Below are 24,096 nucleotides of genomic sequence, written 5' to 3'. Positions count from 1 at the left end.
CATAAAAAATGAATAGTTGCACAAATTAAGGATGATTTTATTACTCAATAGTGAGGTGCTTAATTATGTCAGTATTAGATAATTTTGATCAGTGGAAGAGCTTTTTAGGAGAACGTTTAGAGCAAGCGCAAGACAAAGGTTTAGATGGCGGTGCGGTATCAGATATGGCGTTTCGTGTTGGCGACTATCTTGCTAATGAGGTAGAAGGACGCAATGACCAAGAGAAATTATTAGCTGAGCTTTGGAAAGTTGCTGATGAACAGGAGCAACATACAATTGCAAATTTAATGGTTAAGTTCGTACAACATAAGTAAAAGTAGAGAGGAGATTCTCCTCTCTACTTTTTTTGTATAATAATTACACAGGGTAGATTATACATTTAGCTTCCCTATTAAGGTGAAATCATATAATATAGTACGTAGGTGTAAAGTAAGCAAGGGGAGTGATCTTGGATGATTGAATGGTATTTTGAATATGAAATACATAAAAACCGACCTGGCTTGCTTGGTGACGTTTCTTCGTTAATCGGTATGCTCGGCATTAATATTGTCACAATTAATGGTGTAGATAATGCACGACGTGGGTTACTTCTTATGTGTGATAATCAAGAGCAAATCTCTAGACTTGAATCAATTTTAAATACGATGGATAACATAACGGTAACGAAATATCGTCCGCCCAAGCTAAGAGATAAGCTAGCGGTTAGACATGGTAGGTACATACAACGAGATGCAGATGATAAGAAAACATTTCGATTTGTGCGTGATGAATTAGGCTTACTTGTAGACTTTATGGCAGAAATTATGAAAAAAGAAGGCCATAAACTAATTGGGATACGCGGAATGCCTCGTGTCGGAAAAACAGAATCCATTGTTGCTGCAAGTGTTTGTGCAAATAAAAGGTGGTTATTTGTATCATCTACTCTTATTAAGCAAACTGTTCGTAGTCAATTAATTGAAGATGAGTATAGCGATGACAATATTTTCATCCTAGATGGAATTGTGTCAACGAAGCGTGCTAACGAAAGACATTGGCAGCTCGTTCGTGAAATTATGAGATTGCCTGCAACGAAAGTTGTGGAACATCCTGATGTATTTGTGAGTCAGTCAGAATACACATTGGATGATTTTGATTATATTATCGAGTTGCGTAACGATTATGATGAAGAAATTCAATATAATTTAGTAGATGAAATTGAGCAAGGTACGCAAAATAATTTCTCTATGTTTGACTTTTAAAGAAATATTGAGGTGTTAGTAGTGACGGAATTGGGACAAAAGCTGAAAGAAGCAAGAGAAGCGAAAGGCTTGTCTATTGATCAGCTGCATGAGATTACAAAAATTCAAAAACGCCATTTAGTGGCAATTGAAGAAGGCAATTATGATGTATTGCCAGGAGCTTTTTATGCGCGTGCATTCATTAAACAATACGCAGATGCGGTTGGATTAAATGGAGAGGAACTGCTCGTAGAACATCAGAGTACGATACCACAATCTGAAAAGCGTGAAGTTCCACAAGTATCAACGGGACAAAAAACACAAGAAACAATGCAAAAATCTTCATCATGGCCAATTGCAGATCACATGCCGAAAATCTTAGTTGCGCTGTTAGTAATCGCAGTTGGAGTGGTAATCTGGTTTGTGTTTCAAGCGTTAACTGGAAAAGATGATGAAAAAGTTCCGAGTGCTCAAAGTGAGAAAATTGAAGTTCAAAAAGCGAAAGATTCTCCGTTAGATACGAAGAAAGATGAAGTGAAAGCGGAAGAGCCAAAAAAAGAGGAACCAAAGAAAGAAGAACCAAAGAAAGAGGAGCAACCAGCACAACCAACTGGACAGCAAGAAGTGAAAGTAGTTGGAACAACTGGAAAGGTATCTACTTTGGAAATTCATAATAATAAAACATTAGAACTGGAATTATCGGGTAAAGGTGCGAGTTATGTAGATGTTAAAGATGATGCTGGGAATGTGATTCTAAACGCTACAGTACAAGAGGGCCAAATAGAAAAACGTGATGTATCAACATTAAAAGAAGTGCGACTTAATATTGGAAATGCAACGAATGTTGAAGTTAAACTGAATGGCCAAGTGGTCGCTTATCCATTGGATCCAGAAAAAGAACTTCACCAAAGATTGGTGATAAAAAACCAAGGGATAGAGCAACCTGCACAATAACAGTCATCGCTTCGATGACTTTTTTTCGATGAACAAATGTTTTTGATATGATGGAGGAATAGCTGTGAATTTACCAAATAAAATTACAATATCTAGAATCTTCTTAATTCCAATTTTTATGGTAATTATGTTAGCACCCTTTGATTGGGGTTCATACAAAATTGGTGATGTTGATTTACCGATTCAACATTTAGTGGGGGCACTTATCTTTATCATTGCTTCAGCTACAGATTGGATTGATGGACATTACGCAAGAAAATATAATCTTGTAACGAATTTAGGGAAGTTTCTTGACCCGTTAGCTGATAAATTACTTGTTTCGGCAGCACTTATTACATTGGTAGAGATGCAATATGTACCGGCTTGGATTGTTATTGTAATTATCAGTCGTGAGTTTGCGGTAACTGGTTTACGTCTTGTACTTGCTGGAACAGGGGAAGTAGTTGCAGCAAACCAGCTAGGAAAAATTAAGACATGGACACAAATTATTGCGATTGCAGCATATTTATTACACGATGTACCTTTAAATTTAATCCATATTCCAGTTGCGGATATCTTCATATGGATTGCATTAATCTTTACTGTTATTTCAGGATGGGATTATTTCTGGAAAAATAGAGCTGCTTTTGTAAACTCAAAATAGAAGTTTATGGGGGAATTGGGATGAATGCTGAGATTATTGCGGTTGGAACTGAATTATTACTTGGACAAATTGCAAATACAAATGCCCAGTTTTTATCTGAAAAGTTAGCTTCAATCGGAATTAACGTGTACTATCATACTGTTGTTGGTGATAATAATAAGCGATTGCAAAAGGCGATTGAAGCTGCGGAAGAACGTGCTGATATACTTATTTTTACAGGCGGATTAGGACCGACAAAAGATGATTTAACGAAAGAAACGATAGCTGCTAGTTTAGATGAAGAGCTTGTGTATGATGAAAAGGCATTAGCCTTAATAAGTAATTACTTTAAGCGTACAGGCCGTGAATTTACGGAGAATAATAAAAAGCAAGCGCTCGTTTTAAATGGAGCAACAGTATTTGCAAATGACCACGGTATGGCGCCGGGTATGGGGGTAAATAAGAACGGAAAAGTTTATATTTTATTACCAGGGCCGCCAAAAGAAATGAAACCAATGTATGTAAGTTACGTAGAGCCTTTTTTACGTAATTTTACAACAGGAGAAAACATTTATTCTCGTGTGCTTCGTTTCTTCGGCATTGGGGAGTCCCAATTAGAGGTGAAAGTTCAAGATTTAATTGATGGACAAACAAACCCAACAATTGCCCCGTTAGCAAATGATGGAGAAGTGACATTACGTTTAACCGCTAAGCATCAAAATGTTAGCGAAGCGGAGAAACTAATTCAACATGTGGAAGATTTGATTTTAGAAAGAGTAGGAGAATTTTTCTACGGATATGACCAAGAATTTTTGCATTATAAGGCAATCGAGTTATTGAAGAGAAAAGGGTTAACTTTAGCGTGTGCAGAAAGTTTAACAGGTGGTCTTTTTGGAAATCAAGTAACTGAAAACGCTGGTGTTTCTTCTGTGTTTAAAGGCGGTGTCATTTGTTATCATAATGATGTGAAGCAATATGTTTTACGTGTGCCTGAAGAAGTGTTGCATACTGATGGTGCAGTTAGTAAAGAATGTGCTCGTTATCTTGCTGAAAATGTTAAGGATGTACTAAAAGCGGATATTGGAATTAGTTTCACTGGGGTAGCAGGGCCAGATGCTTCAGAACAGAAAGAACCAGGAACAGTATTTGTTGGGCTTTCGATTAAGGATGAACCAACTGTAGTCTTTTCTCTTAATTTAAGCGGAAGTCGTCAACAAATTAGAGAACGAACAGCAAAATATGGATTTTATCATTTATATAAAAAGCTAGAAGAGATATAAGTTTCTTCTAGTTTTTTTACGGTTAAATTTAGATATTATTTAATAGAAAATAAAAAAAACGAATAAATGTTCGATTTTTGTTGGCAAATTGAATTGAAAATAGGTATAATAAGATTAGCAATTCAGTTAAGGAGGAATTTTGAATGAGTGATCGTCAAGCAGCGTTAGATATGGCGTTAAAACAAATAGAGAAGCAATTCGGTAAAGGTTCAATTATGAAATTAGGAGAACAAGCGGAGCGTAGAGTTTCTACGGTTTCTAGTGGTTCTTTAGCACTTGATGTGGCACTAGGGGTAGGCGGATATCCACGTGGCCGTATTATCGAAATTTACGGACCTGAAAGTTCAGGTAAAACGACAGTTTCATTACATGCAATTGCAGAAGTACAACGTCAAGGTGGACAAGCAGCATTCATCGATGCGGAGCACGCAATGGATCCTGTATATGCACAAAAATTAGGCGTTAACATAGATGAATTACTATTATCACAGCCTGATACAGGGGAGCAAGGATTAGAAATCGCGGAAGCACTTGTACGAAGTGGTGCGGTTGACATTATCGTAATTGACTCTGTAGCAGCTCTTGTACCGAAAGCAGAGATTGAAGGCGACATGGGTGACTCACACGTAGGTTTACAAGCACGTTTAATGTCACAAGCACTTCGTAAGCTTTCAGGAGCAATCAACAAATCAAAAACAATTGCAATCTTTATTAACCAAATTCGTGAAAAAGTTGGGGTTATGTTCGGAAACCCAGAAACAACTCCAGGTGGTCGTGCGTTGAAATTCTATTCAACTGTTCGTCTTGAAGTGCGTCGTGCGGAGCAATTAAAGCAAGGTAACGACATCGTTGGTAATAAAACAAAAGTAAAAGTAGTGAAAAATAAAGTAGCACCACCATTCCGTGTTGCTGAAGTTGATATTATGTACGGAGAAGGTATTTCAAGAGAAGGTGAAATCTTGGATATGGCTTCTGAGCTTGATATCGTTCAAAAGAGCGGTGCTTGGTATTCTTATAATGAAGAACGCCTAGGACAAGGTCGTGAAAATTCGAAGCAGTTCTTAAAAGAAAATACAGATTTAAGAGAAGAAATTGCTTTCTTTATTCGTGAGCATCACGGAATTAGTGAAGATTCTGGTGCTGAGGGCGCAGAAGATTCAACTCTTCTTGATTAAAAAAATAAAAGACACGGCCTCGTGTCTTTTATTTTTTTATCTACTATTAAGGAGCATAATACTATAGATAAAAAATATTTTTTTACTTCAAATGCGTTGTGTAAAGAGGGATATATAAATATTTTAAGTAAAAGAAATGGGAATTACTAAGGTTTTCCAGTATAGTAGGCTCCTTACTTTTAAAATTTAGGTCACATTCAAGGCTGAAGGCAAAGAAAGTAAAAGTAGACAACGCTTGACAATGAAAATTACGATAGATACAATGAGAATGTATATTTTTTCTTATATACAATATACTCTTCTCAAGAAGAGAAGTAATATTCGGAGTAAGGTTTAAATCTTACCGAAATAATAATATGACATTTTAATTGTGAAATGAAGAAAGTCCCTTAAAAAAGCGGGACGACGGTCTTTGCTGTATGTTGTAATTCAATGTACATGCCGACAGTCTTTTTTCATTCATAGCAAGGGGAGGTGAAATCATGACGAGTACAGTTTGGATACTCATCTCCATTTTGCTTGCAACAGTCGGTGCAGTTGTTGGCTTTTTTGTTCGAAAGTCTATTGCTGAAGCGAAGATTAATGGTGCGGCTAATGAAGCGAGACGTATTTTAGACGAAGCGAATCGTGATGCTGAAGCACTTAAGAAAGAAGCGCTTTTAGAAGCAAAGGATGAAATTCATACACTTCGTACAGAAGCTGAATTAGAAATTCGTGACCGTAGAAGCGAATTACAAAAACAAGAAAATCGTTTAATGCAAAAAGAAGAGAACCTTGATCGTAAAGACGAAACGCTCGATAAACGCGAGCAACAGTTAGAGAAGAAAGAGGAATCTCTTGTAGCGAGACAACAACAGATTGAAGAGTTGGAAAGCAAAGTGGGAGAGTTAGTTCAAAAGCAACAAACAGAATTAGAGCGCATTTCCAATCTGACACGCGAACAAGCGAAAGCAATTATTCTTGGTAAAGTAGAAAGTGAAGTTTCTCATGAAATCGCTGTTATGGTAAAAGAAAGTGAAGTTCGCGCGAAAGAAGAAGCGGATAAGAAAGCAAAAGAGATTTTATCTCTTGCAATGCAAAGATGTGCAGCTGATCATGTTGCTGAAACAACCGTTTCGGTTGTAAATCTTCCAAATGACGAAATGAAGGGACGTATTATCGGGCGTGAAGGTCGTAATATTCGTACGTTAGAAACGTTAACGGGTATTGACTTAATTATCGATGATACACCAGAGGCAGTAATCCTTTCTGGATTCGACCCAATTCGTCGTGAAACAGCTCGTATCGCTCTTGATAAACTAGTACAGGACGGACGTATTCACCCAGCGCGTATTGAAGAGATGGTCGAAAAATCAAGACGTGAAGTGGACGAGTATATTCGCGAAGTCGGAGAGCAAACAACGTTTGAAGTGGGTGTTCATGGATTACATCCAGATTTAATTAAAATTTTAGGTCGTTTAAAATACCGTACAAGTTATGGTCAAAACGTCTTAAAACACTCTATGGAAGTTGCATATTTAACTGGACTTATGGCGGCAGAGCTTGGCGAGGATGAAAAACTAGCAAGACGTGCAGGTCTATTACATGATATCGGAAAAGCGATTGACCATGAAGTAGAAGGAAGTCACGTTGAAATTGGTGTTGAACTTGCAACGAAATATAAAGAGCATCCTGTAGTTATAAACAGTATCGCATCTCACCATGGTGACACAGAACCAACTTCTATCATTGCAGTTTTAGTTGCAGCAGCAGATGCTTTATCAGCTGCAAGACCGGGAGCTCGTAGTGAAACACTTGAAAACTATATTCGTCGTCTTGAAAAGTTAGAAGAGATTTCAGAGTCTTATGAAGGCGTTGAAAAGTCATTTGCAATTCAAGCAGGACGTGAAGTTCGTATTTTGGTAAAACCAGATACAATCGATGACTTAGAAGCTCATCGTTTAGCTCGTGATATCCGAAAACGTATTGAAAATGAACTGGATTACCCAGGACATATTAAAGTAACTGTTATTCGTGAAACACGTGCAGTGGAATACGCAAAATAAAGTGGTGAAACACCACTTTATTTTTTTGTGTTGGAATTGGATAAAATAAAGACAGTTAGTTATATAGTATAAAAGTGAAACAAACTTATAATAAACATATTATAAGGAATTTACTTGATGCTATAGCAATAAAAAATGCAGTACATAGAAAGGGTAAGACATATGAGAATATTATTTATTGGGGATGTAGTAGGATCTCCTGGTAGAGGTATGATTCAACAATACGTACCGGCATTAAAGAAAAAATATACACCTACAGTAACAATCATTAATGGAGAAAACGCAGCAGGTGGCCGTGGGATTACAGAAAAAATATATCGAAATTTTTTAGAATGTGGGGCGCAAGCAGTTACACTTGGAAACCACGCTTGGGATAATCGTGAAGTATTTGAATTCATCGATGATGCAAAATATCTTGCAAGACCAGCTAACTTCCCAGAAGGAACTCCAGGAAAAGGACTTATCTTTGTGAACTGTAATGGAACAGAAGTTGCAGTTATTAACTTACAAGGACGTACTTTCCTTCCTCCGATTGATTGTCCATTCCGTAAAGTGGATGAATTAATTAATATTGCGAAAAAACGTACGAATATTATCTTTGTTGACTTCCATGCGGAAACTACAAGTGAAAAACAAGCGCTAGGTTGGTATGTAGATGGACGTGCTACAGCAGTAGTAGGTACGCATACGCATGTCCCTACAGCAGATAACCGTATTTTACCAAGCGGAACGGCATACATTACAGATGTTGGAATGACAGGGCCGTATGATGGAATATTAGGTATGGATAGAGAAGCAGTATTGAAGAAGTTTTTAACAAACTTACCAGTACGATTTGAAGTAACAAATGGTAGAACGCAATTAAGTGCAGTGTTAATTGATGTGGATCCAAATACAGGAAAAGCAAAGAAAATTGAACGTATTTTAATTAATGACGATCAACCATTTTTTGAGTAAATTCCCGTTAAATTTTAGATAAGTTATTATATTTTAATTTTTTAGAAAAATTACGAAAATTTAGCAGGAATACGCGCCATTCCTCGTGAATATAAGTTAAAGTGAAATAATTGCTAATACTTTTTAAAGAAACGAGGAGGAAACGCGGAATGGAAATATTAAAAGTTAAAGCAACGTCGGTCCCTAATTCTGTAGCTGGTGCACTTGCAGGTGTTATTCGCGAACGCGGAACAGCAGAAATTCAAGCTATTGGTGCAGGTGCATTGAACCAAGCGGTAAAGGCAGTAGCAATCGCAAGAGGATTTGTAGCGCCTAGTGGTTTGGACCTGATTTGTATCCCAGCGTTTACAGATATTATGATTGATGGCGAAGAGCGTACAGCAATAAAATTAATTGTAGAACCTCGTTAAGTTTTAAACAACCTGTTTGCAGTATGCAAACAGGTTGTTTTTATAATGGAGGAATGAAAATGAAAATTTTTGATGCTCATTGTGACGTGCTTCTTCAGTTATGGAGTGCACAAGGGAAAAGGAATTTTAACGATGATTCACAATTACATATTACATTTGAACAGTTAAAGAGAAGAAAAGGAAGTATACAATGTTTTGCTATATATGTACCAGAAACAGTGGCATATGAAAACCGATTTGAAGCAGCATTACAAATGGTAGATATTTTTTATAATGAAATTTTATCCCTACCAGGTGTAAAGTTTATTCAGACAAAAGATGATATTAACATGTTAAAACAGGACGAGGTTGGAGCGATATTAACACTAGAAGGATGCGAAGCAATTGGAAAAGAAGCAATGAAATTACGGTTGTTGTATCGCCTAGGAGTACGTTCTTTTGGACTAACATGGAATTATGCCAATCTCTTAGCTGATGGTGCGCTAGAGACACGTGGGGCGGGTTTAACGAATTTTGGTAAACAGGTTGTACAAGAACTGAATGCGCTACATGTATGGACTGATGTGTCTCATCTGAATGAAAGAAGTTTTTGGGATGTTATAGAGATTGCAAAAAATCCTATTGCTTCCCACTCAAATTGTATGAAACTTTGCGAGCACCCACGTAATTTAAACGATGAACAACTTAAAGCTCTTATAAAGAAAAATGGCATGATCGGTGTCACTTTTGTACCGCAGTTTCTAACGAATGAAAATGAAGCAAATATAACAGATATAGTAAGACATATCGAATATATTTGTTCATTAGGTGGAGAGTACAATATAGGATTTGGTTCAGATTTTGATGGGATTTTAGAAACAGTTGTAAATGTATCAGTTTATCGAGATTATGAAAATGTAATGAATGAGCTTTGTAAACACTATGCTGCATCTACTGTAGAACGATTTTTATATGATAATTTTGTAGAACATATGAGTTTTTAAGTTTTGGTTTAAAATTCAGAAAAATTAAAATTAATTCATTTGATTTTATTGCTTTTTTTAAGACCTAATACTAGAATGAAAAACAAAATAGCTTTATACTAAAGATTCAGGGAAATCAGAAGAGGCATAATTTGCGTCCGTTGTAGTTTATTTGCATAAAAAATGCTAAACTATTACTGTAAAAAAATACACTACAATGAATGCAGCCAAAAGGGGTGTAGGAGATGATTAGTCAACTTTCATGGAAAGTTGGAGGCCAACAAGGTGAAGGAATTGAAAGTACAGGAGAAATCTTCTGTATTGCATTAAACCGATTAGGATATTACCTATACGGTTACCGCCACTTCTCATCACGTATAAAAGGCGGCCATACAAATAATAAAATTCGTGTAAGTACAACAGAAGTACGCGCGATCTCAGATGATTTAGATATTTTAATTGCTTTTGACCAAGAAACAATTGATTTTAACTTCCACGAACTACGTCCAGGTGGAATTGTAGTTGCAGATGCGAAATTTAATCCAACAATACCCGACAATACAGATGTACATCTATATGTGATACCGTTTACAGATATTGCTTCAGAATTAGGCACATCATTAATGAAAAACATGGTTGCTGTTGGAGCGTCAAGTGCAGTATTAGGATTAGATGAAACAGCTTATTTAGATGTTGTTGAAGAAATCTTTGGTCGTAAAGGAGAGCAAGTCGTTCAAAAGAATATGGACGCAATTAAACGTGGCTCTCAATATATGAAAGAATTACTAGGTGAGAAAGTAAACATGATGCAGCTTGAAAAAGCTGATGGTAAAAAACGCATGTTTATGATTGGGAACGATGCAATCGCATTTGGTGCGGTAGCTGGTGGTGCTCGTTTTATGTCAGCATACCCAATCACACCTGCATCAGAAATTATGGAATACTTAATTAAAAAATTACCGAAAGTCGGCGGAACAGTAATCCAAACTGAGGATGAAATCGCAGCTTGTACAATGGCAATCGGTGCAAACTATGCTGGTGTTCGTACATTAACGGCATCTGCTGGTCCAGGTCTTTCATTAATGATGGAAGCAATCGGTTTAGCAGGTATTACAGAAACTCCATTAGTAATTGTTGATACACAACGTGGCGGCCCAAGTACAGGATTACCAACTAAGCAAGAACAGTCTGACTTAATGGCGATGATTTACGGTACGCATGGTGAAATTCCAAAAATCGTAATGGCGCCAAGTACAGTTGAAGAAGCTTTCTATGACATTGTAGAAGCATTTAACTTATCTGAAGAATATCAAGTTCCTGTTATTTTCTTAACAGATTTACAGCTTTCTTTAGGAAAACAAACAGTAGAACCACTTAAATTAGATAAAGTGGAAATTCGTCGTGGTAAGCTTGATTTAGAAGTAGAATTACCAGAACGTGAAAATAAAGCATACTTCAAGCGTTATGAAGTAACAGAAGACGGCGTTTCACCACGTGTTTTACCTGGTATGAAAAATGGTGTTCACCATGTTACAGGTGTAGAACATGATGAAACTGGAAAACCATCGGAATCAGCAATAAACCGTAAAGATCAAATGGACAAACGTTTCCGTAAAATGGAGAACTTGAAGTTTAATACCCCTGTTTATAAAAATGTTAAGCATGAAGAAGCAGACGTATTGCTTGTTGGATTTAACTCAACTCGTGGTGCGATCGAAGAGGCAATGACGCGTTTAGAACAAGAGGGTATGAAAGTAAACCATGCTCATGTGCGTTTAATTCACCCGTTCCCAACAGCTGAAATCGATCCACTTGTGAAAAAGGCGAAGCGTGTTGTAGTAGTAGAAAATAATGCAACAGGTCAGCTTGCTAACATTATGAAAATGAATCTTGGTAATGGTGAGAAAATTTCTAGTCTTTTAAAATATGATGGAAACCCATTCTTGCCGAAAGAGATTTACAACGAATGCAAAAAAGGGGTTGTATTAAATGGCAACATTTAAGGACTTTCGTAACAGTGTAAAGCCAAACTGGTGCCCAGGTTGCGGAGACTTCTCAGTGCAAGCTGCAATTCAACGTGCGGCAGCTAACGTTGGCCTAAATCCAGATGAACTTGCTGTTATTTCTGGTATCGGCTGTTCAGGCCGTATTTCAGGTTATATTAATTCATATGGTGTGCATAGTATTCATGGTCGTGCCCTTCCAATTGCGCAAGGTGTGAAAATGGCAAATCGTGATTTAACAGTTATCGCTTCAGGTGGTGACGGTGATGGATTTGCGATTGGTATGGGTCATACAATCCATTCTATTCGTCGTAATATCGACATTACGTACATCGTAATGGATAACCAAATTTACGGATTAACAAAAGGGCAAACTTCACCACGTAGTGAAGCTGGATTTAAAACGAAAAGCACACCACAAGGTTCAATTGAACCATCACTAAATGTAATGGAAATGGCCTTAACAGCTGGTGCGACATTTGTGGCGCAAAGCTTTTCGAGTGATTTAAAAGAATTAACACAAATTATTGAAGCTGGTATTAACCATAAAGGATTTTCATTAATTAACGTATTTAGCCCATGTGTTACTTACAATAAAGTAAATACTTACGATTGGTTTAAAGAGAATTTAACGAAACTAAGCACAGTAGAGGGATATGATCCATCTAATCGCATGATGGCTATGCAAACTTTAATGGAAAATAACGGTTTAGTAACAGGGTTAATTTATCAAAATACTAAGCAACCATCATATCAAGAACTTGTTAAAGGCTATAGTGAAGAGCCTTTAGTGAAATCTGATTTAAATATGGATCAGAAAATGTTTGATGAGCTTGTTGCTGAATTTATGTAATGTAAGAAGAGGAGGTTGCCGATTTGGTAACCTTTTTTTATGTACAAAAATATAGGGTAGTCTTATTTACTTAGAAAATTCAGAATGATAAAATAATATATAAATCGTTGTATGAAAATGGCAAGTTCATTGCTTATGAAATGTAAGATAATAAAGGGCCTCTTTATTGTTAAAATTGGCGAAATACATCATACTATGGTAATGTTTATAGGGATAAAGCAATATGCTTTTTGGTAGGACAACAAGAAATGATAAAAAGGGAATGTCTATTTGCGTGGGGAAGACTTCATTCTTATGAATGATTAGATTGATTACTCAAGTTTCAAAGGACAAGTTATCTCTCAAGCTATCTAACCATTTTTGAGGTGAGTCTAGGCGCATTAAAATGGACTATAGAGTATGTATAGTTAAGGGTGAAAGGAGATTACCAATGAACGAGCAACAACGATTAGCAAGTCAACAAGCAAATTCCTCTACGAAAAAAGAAGAGAAAGATTATAGTAAATACTTTGAAAGTGTATATCAACCACCTTCCTTAAAGGATGCGAAAAAGCGCGGGAAAGAAGAAGTTAAAATTGAACGGGATTTTGGCTTACCTGAAGAGTTTCGCAATTTTGGTACAGGAAGAAAGTTCTATATTCGTACATATGGTTGTCAAATGAATGAGCATGATACGGAAGTAATGGCAGGCATTTTCACCGCACTTGGATATGAACCAACTTTTTCAACTGAGGATGCAGATGTAGTTTTATTAAACACTTGTGCAATTCGTGAAAATGCTGAAAATAAGGTGTTTGGTGAGCTAGGCCATTTAAAGTCACTCAAACGAAGAAATCCAGACCTTTTAATTGGTGTATGTGGTTGTATGTCTCAAGAGGAATCTGTTGTAAATAAAATTATGCAAAAAAATCAGCATGTAGATATGGTATTTGGAACGCATAATATTCATAGATTACCGTACATTCTAAAAGATGCGATGTTCTCGAAAGAGACGGTAGTTGAAGTATGGTCAAAAGAAGGTGACGTAATTGAAAACCTTCCGAAAGTACGTCGTGGTGATATTAAAGCTTGGGTAAATATTATGTATGGCTGTGATAAATTCTGTACGTATTGTATTGTACCGTATACACGCGGAAAAGAGCGAAGTAGACGTCCAGAAGATATTATCCAAGAGATTCGTCATTTAGCTGCAAATGGTTATAAAGAAATTACTTTACTTGGTCAAAACGTAAATGCATATGGTAAAGACTTTGAAGATATAGAATACGGTCTTGGCGATTTAATGGACGAACTTCGTAAAGTTGATATTGCCCGTATTCGTTTTACAACGAGCCATCCACGTGATTTCGATGATCACTTAATTGAAGTGCTTGGCAAAGGTGGCAACCTAGTAGAACATATCCATTTACCAGTTCAATCTGGAAGTACGGATATGCTGAAAATTATGGCACGTAAATATTCGCGTGAGCATTATTTAGAACTTGTAAGAAAAATTAAAGAAGCAATTCCAGATGCAGTATTAACAACAGATATTATCGTTGGTTTTCCAAATGAAACAGATGAGCAATTTGAAGAAACGATGTCGTTATATCGTGAAGTAGGGTTTGATACTGCCTTTACATTCATTTACTCTCCTCGCGAAGGTACACCAGCAGCAAAAATGAAAGATAATGTACCGATGGAAGTAAAGAAAGAACGTCTTCAACGCTTAAATACACTAGTAAATACGTTGGCAATTGAAAAGAATAGTCGTTACAAAGGTCAAATTGTAGAAGTGTTAGTTGATGGGGAAAGTAAAAATAATCCGGAAGTACTTGCAGGTTATACTCGTACGAATAAACTTGTAAACTTCGTCGCTTCAAAATCTTTAATTGGTCAGCTTGTGAAAGTAAAAATAACGGAAGCAAAAACTTGGTCTCTTAACGGGGAATTAGTTGAAGAGCCGATTGAGGTGAAATAATAGATGAAAGTATATTCGAAAGATGACATTGTTGAACAAGCGAAAGAATTAGCAAAAATGATTTCTGAAACAGAAGAAGTTGATTTTTTTAAGAAAGCAGAGGCGCAAATTCATAAAAATGAAAATGTAAAGCGCGCAATCGATGAAATTAAAGCACTGCAAAAACAAGCAGTAAACTTGCAACATTACGGGAAATGGGAAGCTTTAAAAAAGGTAGAAGCTGAAATTGATGCATTGCAAGATAAGTTAGACAGTATTCCAGTCGTACAACAATTTAAATCTTCACAAACATACGTAAATGACTTATTACAGTTAGTTGCTAGTACAATTTCTAACAACGTAACAGATGAAATATTAATTTCAACTGGTGGCGATGTACTAAAGGGTGAAACTGGCGCAGCAGTAGAAAGTAAAAAAGGAAATTGTGGTTGTTAAAGAGATGTCATATTGACATCTCTTTTTTTGTGGATTAAACGTAAGGTCTTCTCAAAAAAAAGAATGACACATTCCGCTATTGTCACGCATATGATTAAGTGAATAGTGATTGAGGAGGGTTACGAATGTCCGAATTTAGAGAGATTATTACAAAAGCAGTGGTTGGAAAAGGACGTAAGTATACAAAGTCAACGCATACATGTGAATCGAATAATGAGCCAACAAGTATTTTAGGGTGCTGGGTAATTAACCACTCGTACGAAGCAAGAAAGAATGGAAAACATGTGGAAATTGAAGGTTTCTATGATGTGAACACTTGGTATTCATTTGATGGAAATACAAAGACTGAAGTTGTAACAGAACGTGTGAACTACACGGACGAAGTAAGTATTGGTTATCGTGATAAAAACTTTTCTGGTGACGATTTAGAAATTATTGCTCGTGTTATTCAGCCGCCAAATTGTTTAGAAGCACTTGTATCACCAAATGGTAATAAAATTGTTGTAACTGTAGAACGTGAATTTGTAACAGAAGTAGTTGGAGAAACGAAAATTTGTGTAAGTGTAAATCCTGAAGGTTGCGTAGAATCAGATGATGATTTCCAAATTGCTGATGATGAATTTGAAGAATTAGATCCGAACTTTATCGTTGATGCAGAAGAAGAGTAATAGAAAGCTAGGGAGAAGTTCTTCCTAGCTTTTTACTTTACATAAGTGGCGCTGAATGAACATGATTCTTTATGAAATATGTTATAATGAAGAAAGACTCCTGAAATAGGAGATAAGAGTGTCCGTGAAATGCGACATATATGAAAATAGATTATCATGTAAGAATTATGGAGGAAAAGTATGACTCAATATACGCCTATGATACAGCAATATTTAAAGGTTAAGGCAGATTATCAAGATGCCTTTTTATTTTTTCGCTTAGGCGATTTTTATGAAATGTTCTTTGAGGATGCTGTTAAAGCAGCCCATGAACTTGAAATTACATTAACGAGCCGAGATGGTGGTAGTAGTGAACGTATACCAATGTGCGGTGTACCATATCATGCGGCTAAAAACTATATTGAACAACTTGTTGAAAAAGGATATAAAGTAGCTGTTTGTGAGCAAGTAGAAGATCCGAAAACAGCTAAAGGTGTAGTACGTCGTGAAGTAGTACAATTAATTACGCCAGGAACGATGATGGAAGGGCGTACAATTGATGAGAAAGAAAACAACTTCTTAGCCGCATTAACACATTTTGAAGATGGATCATATGCATTAGCTTGTAACGACTTAACGACTGGACAAAATACAGTAACGTTACTGACTGGTTCAGTAGAAGATATTTTATTAGAAGTGTATGCAACTGGTTCGAAAGAAATTGTTGTTGATTCTTCATTTTCTAAAGATGAACTAAACAAGTTAACTGAAACATTGAAAATGACGATTTCGTATGAAGATGCAACGGCAATTCCGGAAGGATTAGAACATCTTGTGAAAAATGTTTCACAAGCAAAATTAATTAAAGCAGTTGGACGTTTATTTAACTATGTAATAAGAACGCAAAAACGTTCTTTAGATCATTTGCAACCAGTAGAAATTTATTATACGAATCAATTTATGAAAATTGATGTACATTCAAAGCGAAACTTAGAACTGACAGAAACACTTCGGACGAAAGAAAAAACAGGATCACTATTATGGTTATTGGACAAGACGAAAACAGCTATGGGTGGTCGTATGTTAAAACAGTGGATGGAACGTCCACTTATACAGAAAGAAAGAATTGAAGAGCGTTTAGAAATGGTTGAAACGTTTGTAAATGATTACTTCTTACGTGAAGATTTAAAAGAAAAGTTAAAAGAAGTATATGATTTAGAACGCTTAGCAGGAAAAGTTGCATTTGGTAACGTAAATGCAAGAGACTTATTACAATTAAGACGTTCATTACTTCAAGTGCCAGCTATTTTAGAAGCAATTAGTTTGTTAGATAACGCTTATGCATCGAGATTAATTCAAGGTGCAGATCCATGTGAAAGCTTAACAGAATTACTAGGAAGAAGTATTCAAGAAAACCCACCGCTTTCAATTAAAGATGGAGATATTATTAAAGATGGTTATAATGACAAGCTTGATCAATATCGTTACGTGAGTAAAAACGGGAAAACGTGGATTGCTGAGCTTGAAAAAAGAGAACGTGATATTACTGGAATTAAATCGTTAAAAATCGGATACAACCGTATTTTCGGTTACTACATTGAAGTAACGAAAGCGAATCTTGCAGCACTTCCAGAAGGTCGCTATGAACGTAAACAGACGCTTGCTAATGCTGAACGTTTCATTACAGATGAACTGAAAGAAAAAGAAACGTTAATTTTAGAAGCAGAAGAAAAAATTGTACAACTAGAATACGATTTATTTACAGCGCTTCGTGAAGAAGTAAAAGTATTTATTCCGAAATTACAACATTTAGCAAAAGTAATTAGTGAATTAGACGTACTGCAAAGTTTTGCGACAGTTAGTGAAGAAGAACAGTTTGTAAAACCTGTACTAACAACGAAGCGTGAAATCTTTATTAAAGATGGTCGTCATCCTGTCGTTGAAAAAGTATTGAACGGGAAATTGTATGTACCGAATGATTGTATTATGCCAGAGAAGATGGATGTCTTTTTAATTACAGGACCGAACATGTCTGGTAAAAGTACGTATATGAGACAATTAGCACTTGTAACTGTTATGTCGCAAATCGGTTGTTTCGTACCAGCAACAGAAGCAGTATTACCTGTATTTGATCAAATCTTTACGAGAATTGGTGCAGCGGATGATTTAATATCAGGTCAAAGTACATTTATGGTCGAAATGTTAGAAGCGAAAAATGCAATTGCAAACGCATCAGAAAGAAGTTTAATTTTATTCGATGAAATTGGACGAGGTACATCTACCTATGATGGTATGGCACTTGCACAAGCAATCATTGAACATATTCATGACCAAATTGGTGCAAAAACGTTATTCTCTACGCATTATCATGAATTGACTGTGTTAGAAGAGAGTTTAGATCAACTGAAAAATGTACACGTTTCAGCAATTGAAGAGAATGGAAAAGTAGTATTCCTTCATAAAATTCAAGACGGGGCAGCTGATAAAAGTTACGGAATTCACGTTGCGCAACTTGCAGAGCTTCCAGATAGCTTAATCGCCCGCGCGAAAGAAGTGTTAGCACAGCTAGAAGGACAGGAAGAAATTATTATTCCAAAACGAGTAGAAGTGAAAGTACAAGAAGCTGCTCCAGAACCTGTAGTTGTAAAAGAGGAAATAGCAGAAATACAGGAAACGAAAGTAGAGACTGAAGAAGAATCGCAACTATCTTTCTTTGGAGGAGAACAGTCTTCGAAGAAACAAGACAAACCTCTGCTAGATCAAAAAGAAACAGCAGTATTGGCGCAAATTAAAAAAATCGATTTACTTGATATGACACCTTTAGAAGCGATGAACGAATTGTATCGCTTACAGAAAAAGTTAAAGAAAGGATGAGTAAGTAGATGGGGAAAATTCGCAAACTCGATGACCAACTCTCTAACTTAATTGCGGCAGGGGAAGTAGTAGAGCGCCCTGCTTCAGTCGTAAAAGAACTTGTGGAAAATTCTATCGATGCGAATAGTACATCTATTGAAATCCACTTAGAAGAAGCTGGGTTATCGAAAATTCGTATCATTGATAACGGTGATGGTATTGCAGAAGAAGACTGTATCGTCGCTTTTGAACGCCATGCGACGAGTAAAATTAAAGATGAAAACGATCTGTTTCGCATAAGAACACTCGGTTTCCGCGGTGAGGCATTGCCGAGTATTGCCTCTGTTAGTGAATTAGAATTAATTACTAGCACAGGTGATGCGCCTGGTACACACCTCATAATTAAAGGTGGAGACATTATAAAACAAGAGAAAACTGCGAGCCGAAAAGGAACAGATATTACAGTACAAAACTTATTCTTTAATACACCAGCGCGTCTTAAATATATGAAAACCATTCATACGGAGCTCGGGAATATTACAGATATCGTGTATCGTATTGCAATGTCACATCCAGAAGTATCGTTAAAACTGTTTCATAATGAAAAGAAATTGCTTCATACATCAGGTAACGGTGATGTAAGACAAGTACTTGCATCGATTTACAGTATTCAAGTTGCGAAGAAGCTTGTTCCAATTGAAGCTGAATCTTTAGACTTTACAATTAAAGGCTATGTAACATTACCAGAAGTAACGAGAGCATCTCGTAATTATATGTCAACGATCGTAAATGGTCGTTACGTTCGAAACTTTGTACTAATGAAAGCAATTCAGCAAGGCTACCATACATTACTGCCAGTTGGCCGGTATCCAATTGGCTTCTTATCGATTGAAATGGATCCAATGCTAGTTGACGTTAACGTACATCCAGCGAAGTTAGAGGTTCGTTTTAGTAAAGAACAAGAATTGCTAAAGCTGATCGAAGAAACATTGCAAGCTGCATTTAAAAAAATACAGCTCATTCCAGATGCAGGCGTAACAACGAAGAAAAAAGAAAAAGACGAAAGTGTGCAAGAACAGTTCCAGTTTGAGCATGCGAAGCCGAAAGAACCATCTATGCCGGACATTGTTTTACCAACTGGCATGGATGCAAAACAAGAAGAACCGCAGGCTGTGAAACAGCCACCACAACTGTGGCAACCGCCGAAACAAGAATGGCAACCACCACAGTCGCTCATAAGAGAAGAACAAAGTTGGCAACCATCCACTAAACCGATAATCGAAGAACCAATTCAAGAAGAGAAATCGTGGGATAGTAATGAAGAGGATTTTGAACTAGAGGAATTAGAAGAAGAAGTTCGGGAAATAAAAGAGATTGAAATGAACGGGAATGACTTACCACCGCTTTATCCAATTGGACAAATGCATGGAACATATATTTTCGCTCAAAATGATAAAGGCTTATATATGATTGACCAGCATGCCGCGCAGGAACGTATTAATTATGAATACTTCCGTGATAAAGTAGGAAGGGTAGCGCAAGAAGTACAAGAGTTACTTGTACCGTACCGTATTGATCTATCTCTTACTGAATTTTTACGTGTCGAAGAACAGTTAGAAGAACTAAAAAAAGTTGGGCTATTTTTAGAACAATTCGGCCATCAATCCTTTATCGTCCGCTCGCATCCAACATGGTTCCCGAAAGGACAAGAAACAGAAATTATCGATGAAATGATGGAGCAAGTTGTCAAACTAAAAAAAGTGGATATTAAAAAGTTACGTGAAGAAGCAGCCATCATGATGAGCTGTAAAGCATCCATTAAAGCGAATCAATATTTAACGAACGATCAAATATTTGCCTTACTGGAAGAATTACGTACAACAACAAACCCATACACATGCCCACACGGAAGACCGATTCTTGTGCATCATTCTACTTATGAGTTGGAGAAGATGTTTAAGAGGGTTATGTAGAGTGAATAAATTATATTTCAAAAGGGAGCAACATTTACTGTTGCTCCCTTTTCATATGTAGATTTAATAGTTAAACGAGAATATGGTGGAGTAATTTTACCGTTTATTTCTTGGTTGTGTTAGCTTAAATTTATCTATGTATAAAAAAGCGCTGTATACAGCACTTTTTAAAATGTGCATGAATTGTATCATTACTAACTAAATAACTATGCATGGTTGAATGTTGCTTCTTATTTAGCTAATTGTTATAAAGATCTATACAATTACTTATTTTTATTATTATTAATTTTTTCAGTGTATAGAACTTGCTCTTTATAGTGCTTCTTAATTGGGAAGTTATGTGTACCTGTGCCGTTCTTGAATTTTTTATCAATGGGGTTCTTTAGAGGAACTGTTGTAGTTTCAGTAAATTCATATGGGTAATTTATTTTAGATTTATCTTCAAACATGAAAATGCCTCCTTTTAGGATCTCCTAAATTCTTTACTATAACATGATATGCATATAGATATTTTTTGGACTAGTTATTTATATAGGTTAATGGAATTTAATTACATAACTACTGAAACATTTTAAAGGAAAACAATTTGAGAAAGAAATGGTATGAATAGCTGTTGGCTCCTATTGTTGTTTTTTTTTGTTTGACAGCACAGTTAATTATGTATATAAATTCAATATAGATTGTTTTTATAATATGGTTTATATGGGATTTTCTTGATAATATAATGTGGAATATTATAGTGTTATTAGGTTATTAGGAACATTTAATGCTGTTTCATAACTGAAAGGTAATTGAAAAAAAACTGAAACTTTTCTCATAAAAATTCAATCTAACTTGAAAAATGAAAGGAAAATGAAATTTTCCAAAAGATATTCTTTGTTAAGATAAAAAGCATACATACAAAAAGTATTGACATATCTTAAAAATGTATTTTCAAGATATAGTGGGGGAAAAGATGAGATTAGAAAAACAATTAATAAAAAAGATGTATTATGAAACATTCCTAATGGAGAATGAAACAAAACCAACTCTTGACGTACTTGGACAAGCTTATGTAAACGAAGAAAAAAATGAGATTTCTGATGGGTCTTATATTCGTTTTGCACAAGGTGAATTTTATTATCGTCATCAAGATTTTGAAGCAGCTATTTTTAAATGGGAGAAGGTTAGTAATGAATTAGCACCATGGGCACAAAAAAATATTGCGGATGCTTATTTCGAACTGAATCAGTTATCATTTGCTGAAAATATTTATACTTCTATTACTACTGATAATAAAATATTGATGACCGAAATTAGACTACAATTACTTTCTCTTTACATTGAGCAAAATAATTTTGACTCAGCTTTCGGTGTTATTAAAGAAGCAGTTTCTTTAAATCCTGATTATCCGAATGTCACAAAAATTGCCCGTTCCTTTTATGAGGAACAGCAAGATTTTGATAGTGCAGTAGAGCTTGCTGTGAATGAGTTAATTCGCATAGAATCGTATCCTTGGTTTGAGGTGTTAAAAGGATATATCGATAAAGGGTTTACTAAACATATTTCACCAGACTATTTTTATGATGCATTAGATACATTAAATAATGTAGATCAAGTACAATTTACGCAAATGGTTTCATCACTCTGGAACAGTTATAAAAATGAAAAAAATTACTTATTGTGGCTTAACACAATAAATGAATTTTTCTTACATATTGAAATACATTCGTCCGATATATGGAACAAAGTTTCTGCTCTTTACGAAGAAACGTACTTTGCATTAATTCAAGGTCAATATACGCTTAGACAATTAAACGATATCATACCAAATCTGTTAGCAAATTGGTTAAAGGTAGTCAATCCATCTTATGCTGTATTTCCATCTGCAGCTGTATTGGCATGGGATGAGATTTTCCCTTCCAAAATAGATTCAGCAAATATAGAACATGCGGAAAACTTACTGTCACATTCTATTAATCATGTAAATGGCTTAGAGTACAGCTTACACCTTTTTGAATCTATTACACAGTGGGCACAAAAGCAGAATATAGAAATAGGTCACCGATTTAAATGGTTAGTTGACGAGCTCGCAGATTTAAGAACAAATCGTATTTTAGTAACGGGAACTTCAGGGAACGGAAAAACTACATTTATTAACTCTATATTAGGAGAAAATATATTAGAAAAATCAATTTCAAATGTAGTAGTTTTAAAAAATGATGCTCATATAGAAATAAACGCTATAACAGACTCAGCAATTACAACAACGGAAGATGTCTCTGATTACCATAATATGATGTCTCAGCACCATCAAACATATAGAGATAGAGCGTGTGTTGAATTTAAATTACCATGCAGATTTTTAAATGAAAATAAACTTGCATTTGTAGTGACACCTGGCTTTAATAGGAATAACGACACTAGAGATGAGATATTCGAATATTTAAATTCTGTAGACGAATTACTGTTCGTATTGAATGCGGATTCACCTTTTACTGATAAAGAACGTGACATTCTATTAAGTATTCAAGAACATACGCCAAATTTACAAATTCATTTCTTATTAAATAAAATCGATAACATTTACAGTGAAGCAGAAGTGAAAAGGGTATTACATGATACGGCAACGAGAATAAACACATATTTCCCGTATGCGAGAATTTTCCCTTATTCCTCGTTATATACAAGTAGTCAACAATTAAATGATTTAACTGAGTTTATTCATTTTAACTTTAATCATAAAAATATCGATGCAGAACGTACTGAAAAGTTATTATTTTTCATTCGAAAAACAATTACATATCTTTTGGATAAACGTGTTGAGAAAGAAAATAATCTGGTAGATGCTATTAATTGGAATGAAGATATGCTAGTGAAACTAAACGGTAGCATTAATAACCTTACTACATTTGAGAGGGAAAAAATTCATTTCATTACACAATCATATCGTTCAATGAAGACTGAAATTACAAATGATCTTACTGAAAATATTCCGAAGATATTAAAGAGCTGTTCTAATTTAATTAGTGAAGAAAGTGATTTCGGGCACATGGATACGGAACTAAATAAAGCAATGAATGAAAGAGTGCATAAATATTTAGAACAAACTGTGTTACCTAATCTGGCTCTTTCTATGCAAAATTGGATTGCAACTTCTAATAATGAGCTTCTTCAAAGTCAAACGTATTTAGAAGAACTTAGTGAAGGGCTTAATTCACTATTTGGAGAAAATAGAATACAGTTAGAATGTGACTTTAAAGTGCTTGATGACTGGCGCAGAGATACTGACAGGATGACGACTAGAATACAAATGGATGAAGTAAATATTTTACGTCGATTTACGCCAGCACAATTTTTACTGAAAAGTGCCGGTAAATTATTTGGAGTTCTTCCTAAAAATAAATCTATGCTATATAACAAATACAAACAGTATGTAGAAAATGAAGATTATACTGAAGTAACGGCTTCTATTATGAAGAAATTTTTCTTGCAATTTGAGCTATTTGAAAACACACAAGAGCGAGATATTAATATATTCTTTAGGAATCCATTTAACTCTTTAAAGCAAGCTGTAGAAAACACGCATTTAGAAATACAAGAAAAACAAGAGATATTACATAAGATGAAATCAAATCCTGAAATCTATCATGATTCTATCATGCTCTTTGAATTGAGATTGCGTCAATGTGAAGTAATTTTAAATATAGGTAATGATAATACCTATACGGATGTAGCTTTAGAAACAAGCGTAGAATAAAAGTAAAAGGG

General features: G+C 35.5%; 19 protein-coding genes. 18 read left to right on the top strand and 1 reads right to left on the bottom strand.

Features of this window, described 5'->3' with window-relative positions; genetic code table 11:
* The first annotated feature begins 65 nt into the window (after positions 1-65).
* From M1D73_RS19290 to mutL, 17 genes are all read left to right on the top strand, one after another.
* A complete protein-coding gene (locus tag M1D73_RS19290; RefSeq protein WP_000114450.1) occupies positions 66-314 on the top strand; it encodes a DUF3243 domain-containing protein in 249 nt (82 codons plus the stop codon).
* Between the two features lie 138 nt (positions 315-452).
* Positions 453-1,238 carry a DUF3388 domain-containing protein gene (locus tag M1D73_RS19285; RefSeq protein WP_000574107.1) on the top strand — a complete coding sequence of 262 codons (786 nt, stop codon included), beginning with the start codon at positions 453-455 and terminating at the stop codon, positions 1,236-1,238.
* Positions 1,239-1,259: 21 nt separating this feature from the next.
* A complete protein-coding gene (locus M1D73_RS19280; protein WP_000137461.1) occupies positions 1,260-2,171 on the top strand; it encodes a helix-turn-helix domain-containing protein in 912 nt (303 codons plus the stop codon).
* A 64-nt stretch (positions 2,172-2,235) separates the two neighbouring features.
* Entirely contained in the window at positions 2,236-2,814 is a 579-nt protein-coding gene (gene pgsA / locus M1D73_RS19275; RefSeq protein WP_001052967.1) for a CDP-diacylglycerol--glycerol-3-phosphate 3-phosphatidyltransferase, read from the top strand.
* Between the two features lie 20 nt (positions 2,815-2,834).
* Positions 2,835-4,073, top strand: coding sequence for a competence/damage-inducible protein A (locus M1D73_RS19270; RefSeq protein WP_000990691.1), 1,239 nt, complete (start codon positions 2,835-2,837; stop codon positions 4,071-4,073).
* Between the two features lie 143 nt (positions 4,074-4,216).
* On the top strand, positions 4,217-5,248 hold the full coding sequence (recA, locus tag M1D73_RS19265) for a recombinase RecA (RefSeq protein ID WP_001283860.1): 1,032 nt from the start codon (positions 4,217-4,219) through the stop codon (positions 5,246-5,248).
* Positions 5,249-5,730: 482 nt separating this feature from the next.
* Entirely contained in the window at positions 5,731-7,293 is a 1,563-nt protein-coding gene (rny, locus tag M1D73_RS19260) for a ribonuclease Y (RefSeq protein ID WP_000204911.1), read from the top strand.
* Between the two features lie 162 nt (positions 7,294-7,455).
* Positions 7,456-8,250, top strand: a complete 795-nt coding sequence (locus M1D73_RS19255; protein WP_121868053.1) for a TIGR00282 family metallophosphoesterase — start codon at positions 7,456-7,458, stop codon at positions 8,248-8,250.
* 149 nt (positions 8,251-8,399) lie between these two features.
* On the top strand, positions 8,400-8,660 hold the full coding sequence (gene spoVS / locus M1D73_RS19250; protein WP_000404341.1) for a stage V sporulation protein SpoVS: 261 nt from the start codon (positions 8,400-8,402) through the stop codon (positions 8,658-8,660).
* Positions 8,661-8,719: 59 nt separating this feature from the next.
* Positions 8,720-9,643 carry a dipeptidase gene (locus M1D73_RS19245; RefSeq protein ID WP_000688045.1) on the top strand — a complete coding sequence of 308 codons (924 nt, stop codon included), beginning with the start codon at positions 8,720-8,722 and terminating at the stop codon, positions 9,641-9,643.
* 224 nt (positions 9,644-9,867) lie between these two features.
* Positions 9,868-11,625, top strand: coding sequence for a 2-oxoacid:acceptor oxidoreductase subunit alpha (locus tag M1D73_RS19240; RefSeq protein ID WP_481157942.1), 1,758 nt, complete (start codon positions 9,868-9,870; stop codon positions 11,623-11,625).
* Positions 11,612-12,478, top strand: a complete 867-nt coding sequence (locus tag M1D73_RS19235; RefSeq protein WP_000190155.1) for a 2-oxoacid:ferredoxin oxidoreductase subunit beta — start codon at positions 11,612-11,614, stop codon at positions 12,476-12,478. The genes M1D73_RS19240 and M1D73_RS19235 overlap by 14 nt, the downstream gene beginning before the upstream one ends.
* Before the next feature lie 430 nt (positions 12,479-12,908).
* Positions 12,909-14,438, top strand: coding sequence for a tRNA (N6-isopentenyl adenosine(37)-C2)-methylthiotransferase MiaB (gene miaB / locus M1D73_RS19230; protein WP_001005386.1), 1,530 nt, complete (start codon positions 12,909-12,911; stop codon positions 14,436-14,438).
* Positions 14,439-14,441: 3 nt separating this feature from the next.
* On the top strand, positions 14,442-14,873 hold the full coding sequence (locus tag M1D73_RS19225) for a YlbF/YmcA family competence regulator (protein WP_000870461.1): 432 nt from the start codon (positions 14,442-14,444) through the stop codon (positions 14,871-14,873).
* 125 nt (positions 14,874-14,998) lie between these two features.
* Positions 14,999-15,541: an outer spore coat protein CotE gene (gene cotE, locus M1D73_RS19220; protein ID WP_001288799.1), complete on the top strand. Its 543-nt coding sequence runs from the start codon at positions 14,999-15,001 to the stop codon at positions 15,539-15,541.
* Positions 15,542-15,721: 180 nt separating this feature from the next.
* A complete protein-coding gene (mutS, locus tag M1D73_RS19215) occupies positions 15,722-18,394 on the top strand; it encodes a DNA mismatch repair protein MutS (protein WP_000196021.1) in 2,673 nt (890 codons plus the stop codon).
* Positions 18,395-18,402: 8 nt separating this feature from the next.
* The gene (mutL, locus tag M1D73_RS19210; RefSeq protein ID WP_000516465.1) at positions 18,403-20,346 is read left to right on the top strand and encodes a DNA mismatch repair endonuclease MutL; all 1,944 of its coding nucleotides are present in this window, start codon (positions 18,403-18,405) and stop codon (positions 20,344-20,346) included.
* Positions 20,347-20,609: 263 nt separating this feature from the next.
* Here the strand turns inward: mutL and M1D73_RS19205 are convergent, their stop codons facing one another.
* The gene (locus M1D73_RS19205; protein WP_000461138.1) at positions 20,610-20,795 is read right to left on the bottom strand and encodes a hypothetical protein; all 186 of its coding nucleotides are present in this window, start codon (positions 20,793-20,795) and stop codon (positions 20,610-20,612) included.
* Between the two features lie 506 nt (positions 20,796-21,301).
* On the opposite strand from M1D73_RS19205, the gene M1D73_RS19200 reads away from it, so the two are divergent.
* Positions 21,302-24,085, top strand: coding sequence for a dynamin family protein (locus M1D73_RS19200; protein WP_001235314.1), 2,784 nt, complete (start codon positions 21,302-21,304; stop codon positions 24,083-24,085).
* Positions 24,086-24,096: the final 11 nt, after the last annotated feature.

It is taken from the genome of Bacillus sp. PK3-067, from assembly GCF_056738645.1.
This window is presented reverse-complemented; position numbering and strand designations above follow the sequence as displayed.

Excerpts from the sequence above, each read along its gene's own strand:
- M1D73_RS19290 (WP_000114450.1), top strand. The coding sequence starts at position 66 with ATGTCAGTATTAGATAATTTTGATCAGTGGAAGAGCTTTTTAGGAGAA.
- M1D73_RS19285 (WP_000574107.1), top strand. The coding sequence starts at position 453 with ATGATTGAATGGTATTTTGAATATGAAATACATAAAAACCGACCTGGC.
- M1D73_RS19270 (WP_000990691.1), top strand. The coding sequence starts at position 2,835 with ATGAATGCTGAGATTATTGCGGTTGGAACTGAATTATTACTTGGACAA.
- recA (WP_001283860.1), top strand. The coding sequence starts at position 4,217 with ATGAGTGATCGTCAAGCAGCGTTAGATATGGCGTTAAAACAAATAGAG.
- rny (WP_000204911.1), top strand. The coding sequence starts at position 5,731 with ATGACGAGTACAGTTTGGATACTCATCTCCATTTTGCTTGCAACAGTC.
- M1D73_RS19255 (WP_121868053.1), top strand. The coding sequence starts at position 7,456 with ATGAGAATATTATTTATTGGGGATGTAGTAGGATCTCCTGGTAGAGGT.
- spoVS (WP_000404341.1), top strand. The coding sequence starts at position 8,400 with ATGGAAATATTAAAAGTTAAAGCAACGTCGGTCCCTAATTCTGTAGCT.
- M1D73_RS19245 (WP_000688045.1), top strand. The coding sequence starts at position 8,720 with ATGAAAATTTTTGATGCTCATTGTGACGTGCTTCTTCAGTTATGGAGT.
- M1D73_RS19240 (WP_481157942.1), top strand. The coding sequence starts at position 9,868 with ATGATTAGTCAACTTTCATGGAAAGTTGGAGGCCAACAAGGTGAAGGA.
- M1D73_RS19235 (WP_000190155.1), top strand. The coding sequence starts at position 11,612 with ATGGCAACATTTAAGGACTTTCGTAACAGTGTAAAGCCAAACTGGTGC.
- miaB (WP_001005386.1), top strand. The coding sequence starts at position 12,909 with ATGAACGAGCAACAACGATTAGCAAGTCAACAAGCAAATTCCTCTACG.
- M1D73_RS19225 (WP_000870461.1), top strand. The coding sequence starts at position 14,442 with ATGAAAGTATATTCGAAAGATGACATTGTTGAACAAGCGAAAGAATTA.
- cotE (WP_001288799.1), top strand. The coding sequence starts at position 14,999 with ATGTCCGAATTTAGAGAGATTATTACAAAAGCAGTGGTTGGAAAAGGA.
- mutS (WP_000196021.1), top strand. The coding sequence starts at position 15,722 with ATGACTCAATATACGCCTATGATACAGCAATATTTAAAGGTTAAGGCA.
- mutL (WP_000516465.1), top strand. The coding sequence starts at position 18,403 with ATGGGGAAAATTCGCAAACTCGATGACCAACTCTCTAACTTAATTGCG.
- M1D73_RS19205 (WP_000461138.1), bottom strand. The coding sequence starts at position 20,795 with ATGTTTGAAGATAAATCTAAAATAAATTACCCATATGAATTTACTGAA.
- M1D73_RS19200 (WP_001235314.1), top strand. The coding sequence starts at position 21,302 with ATGAGATTAGAAAAACAATTAATAAAAAAGATGTATTATGAAACATTC.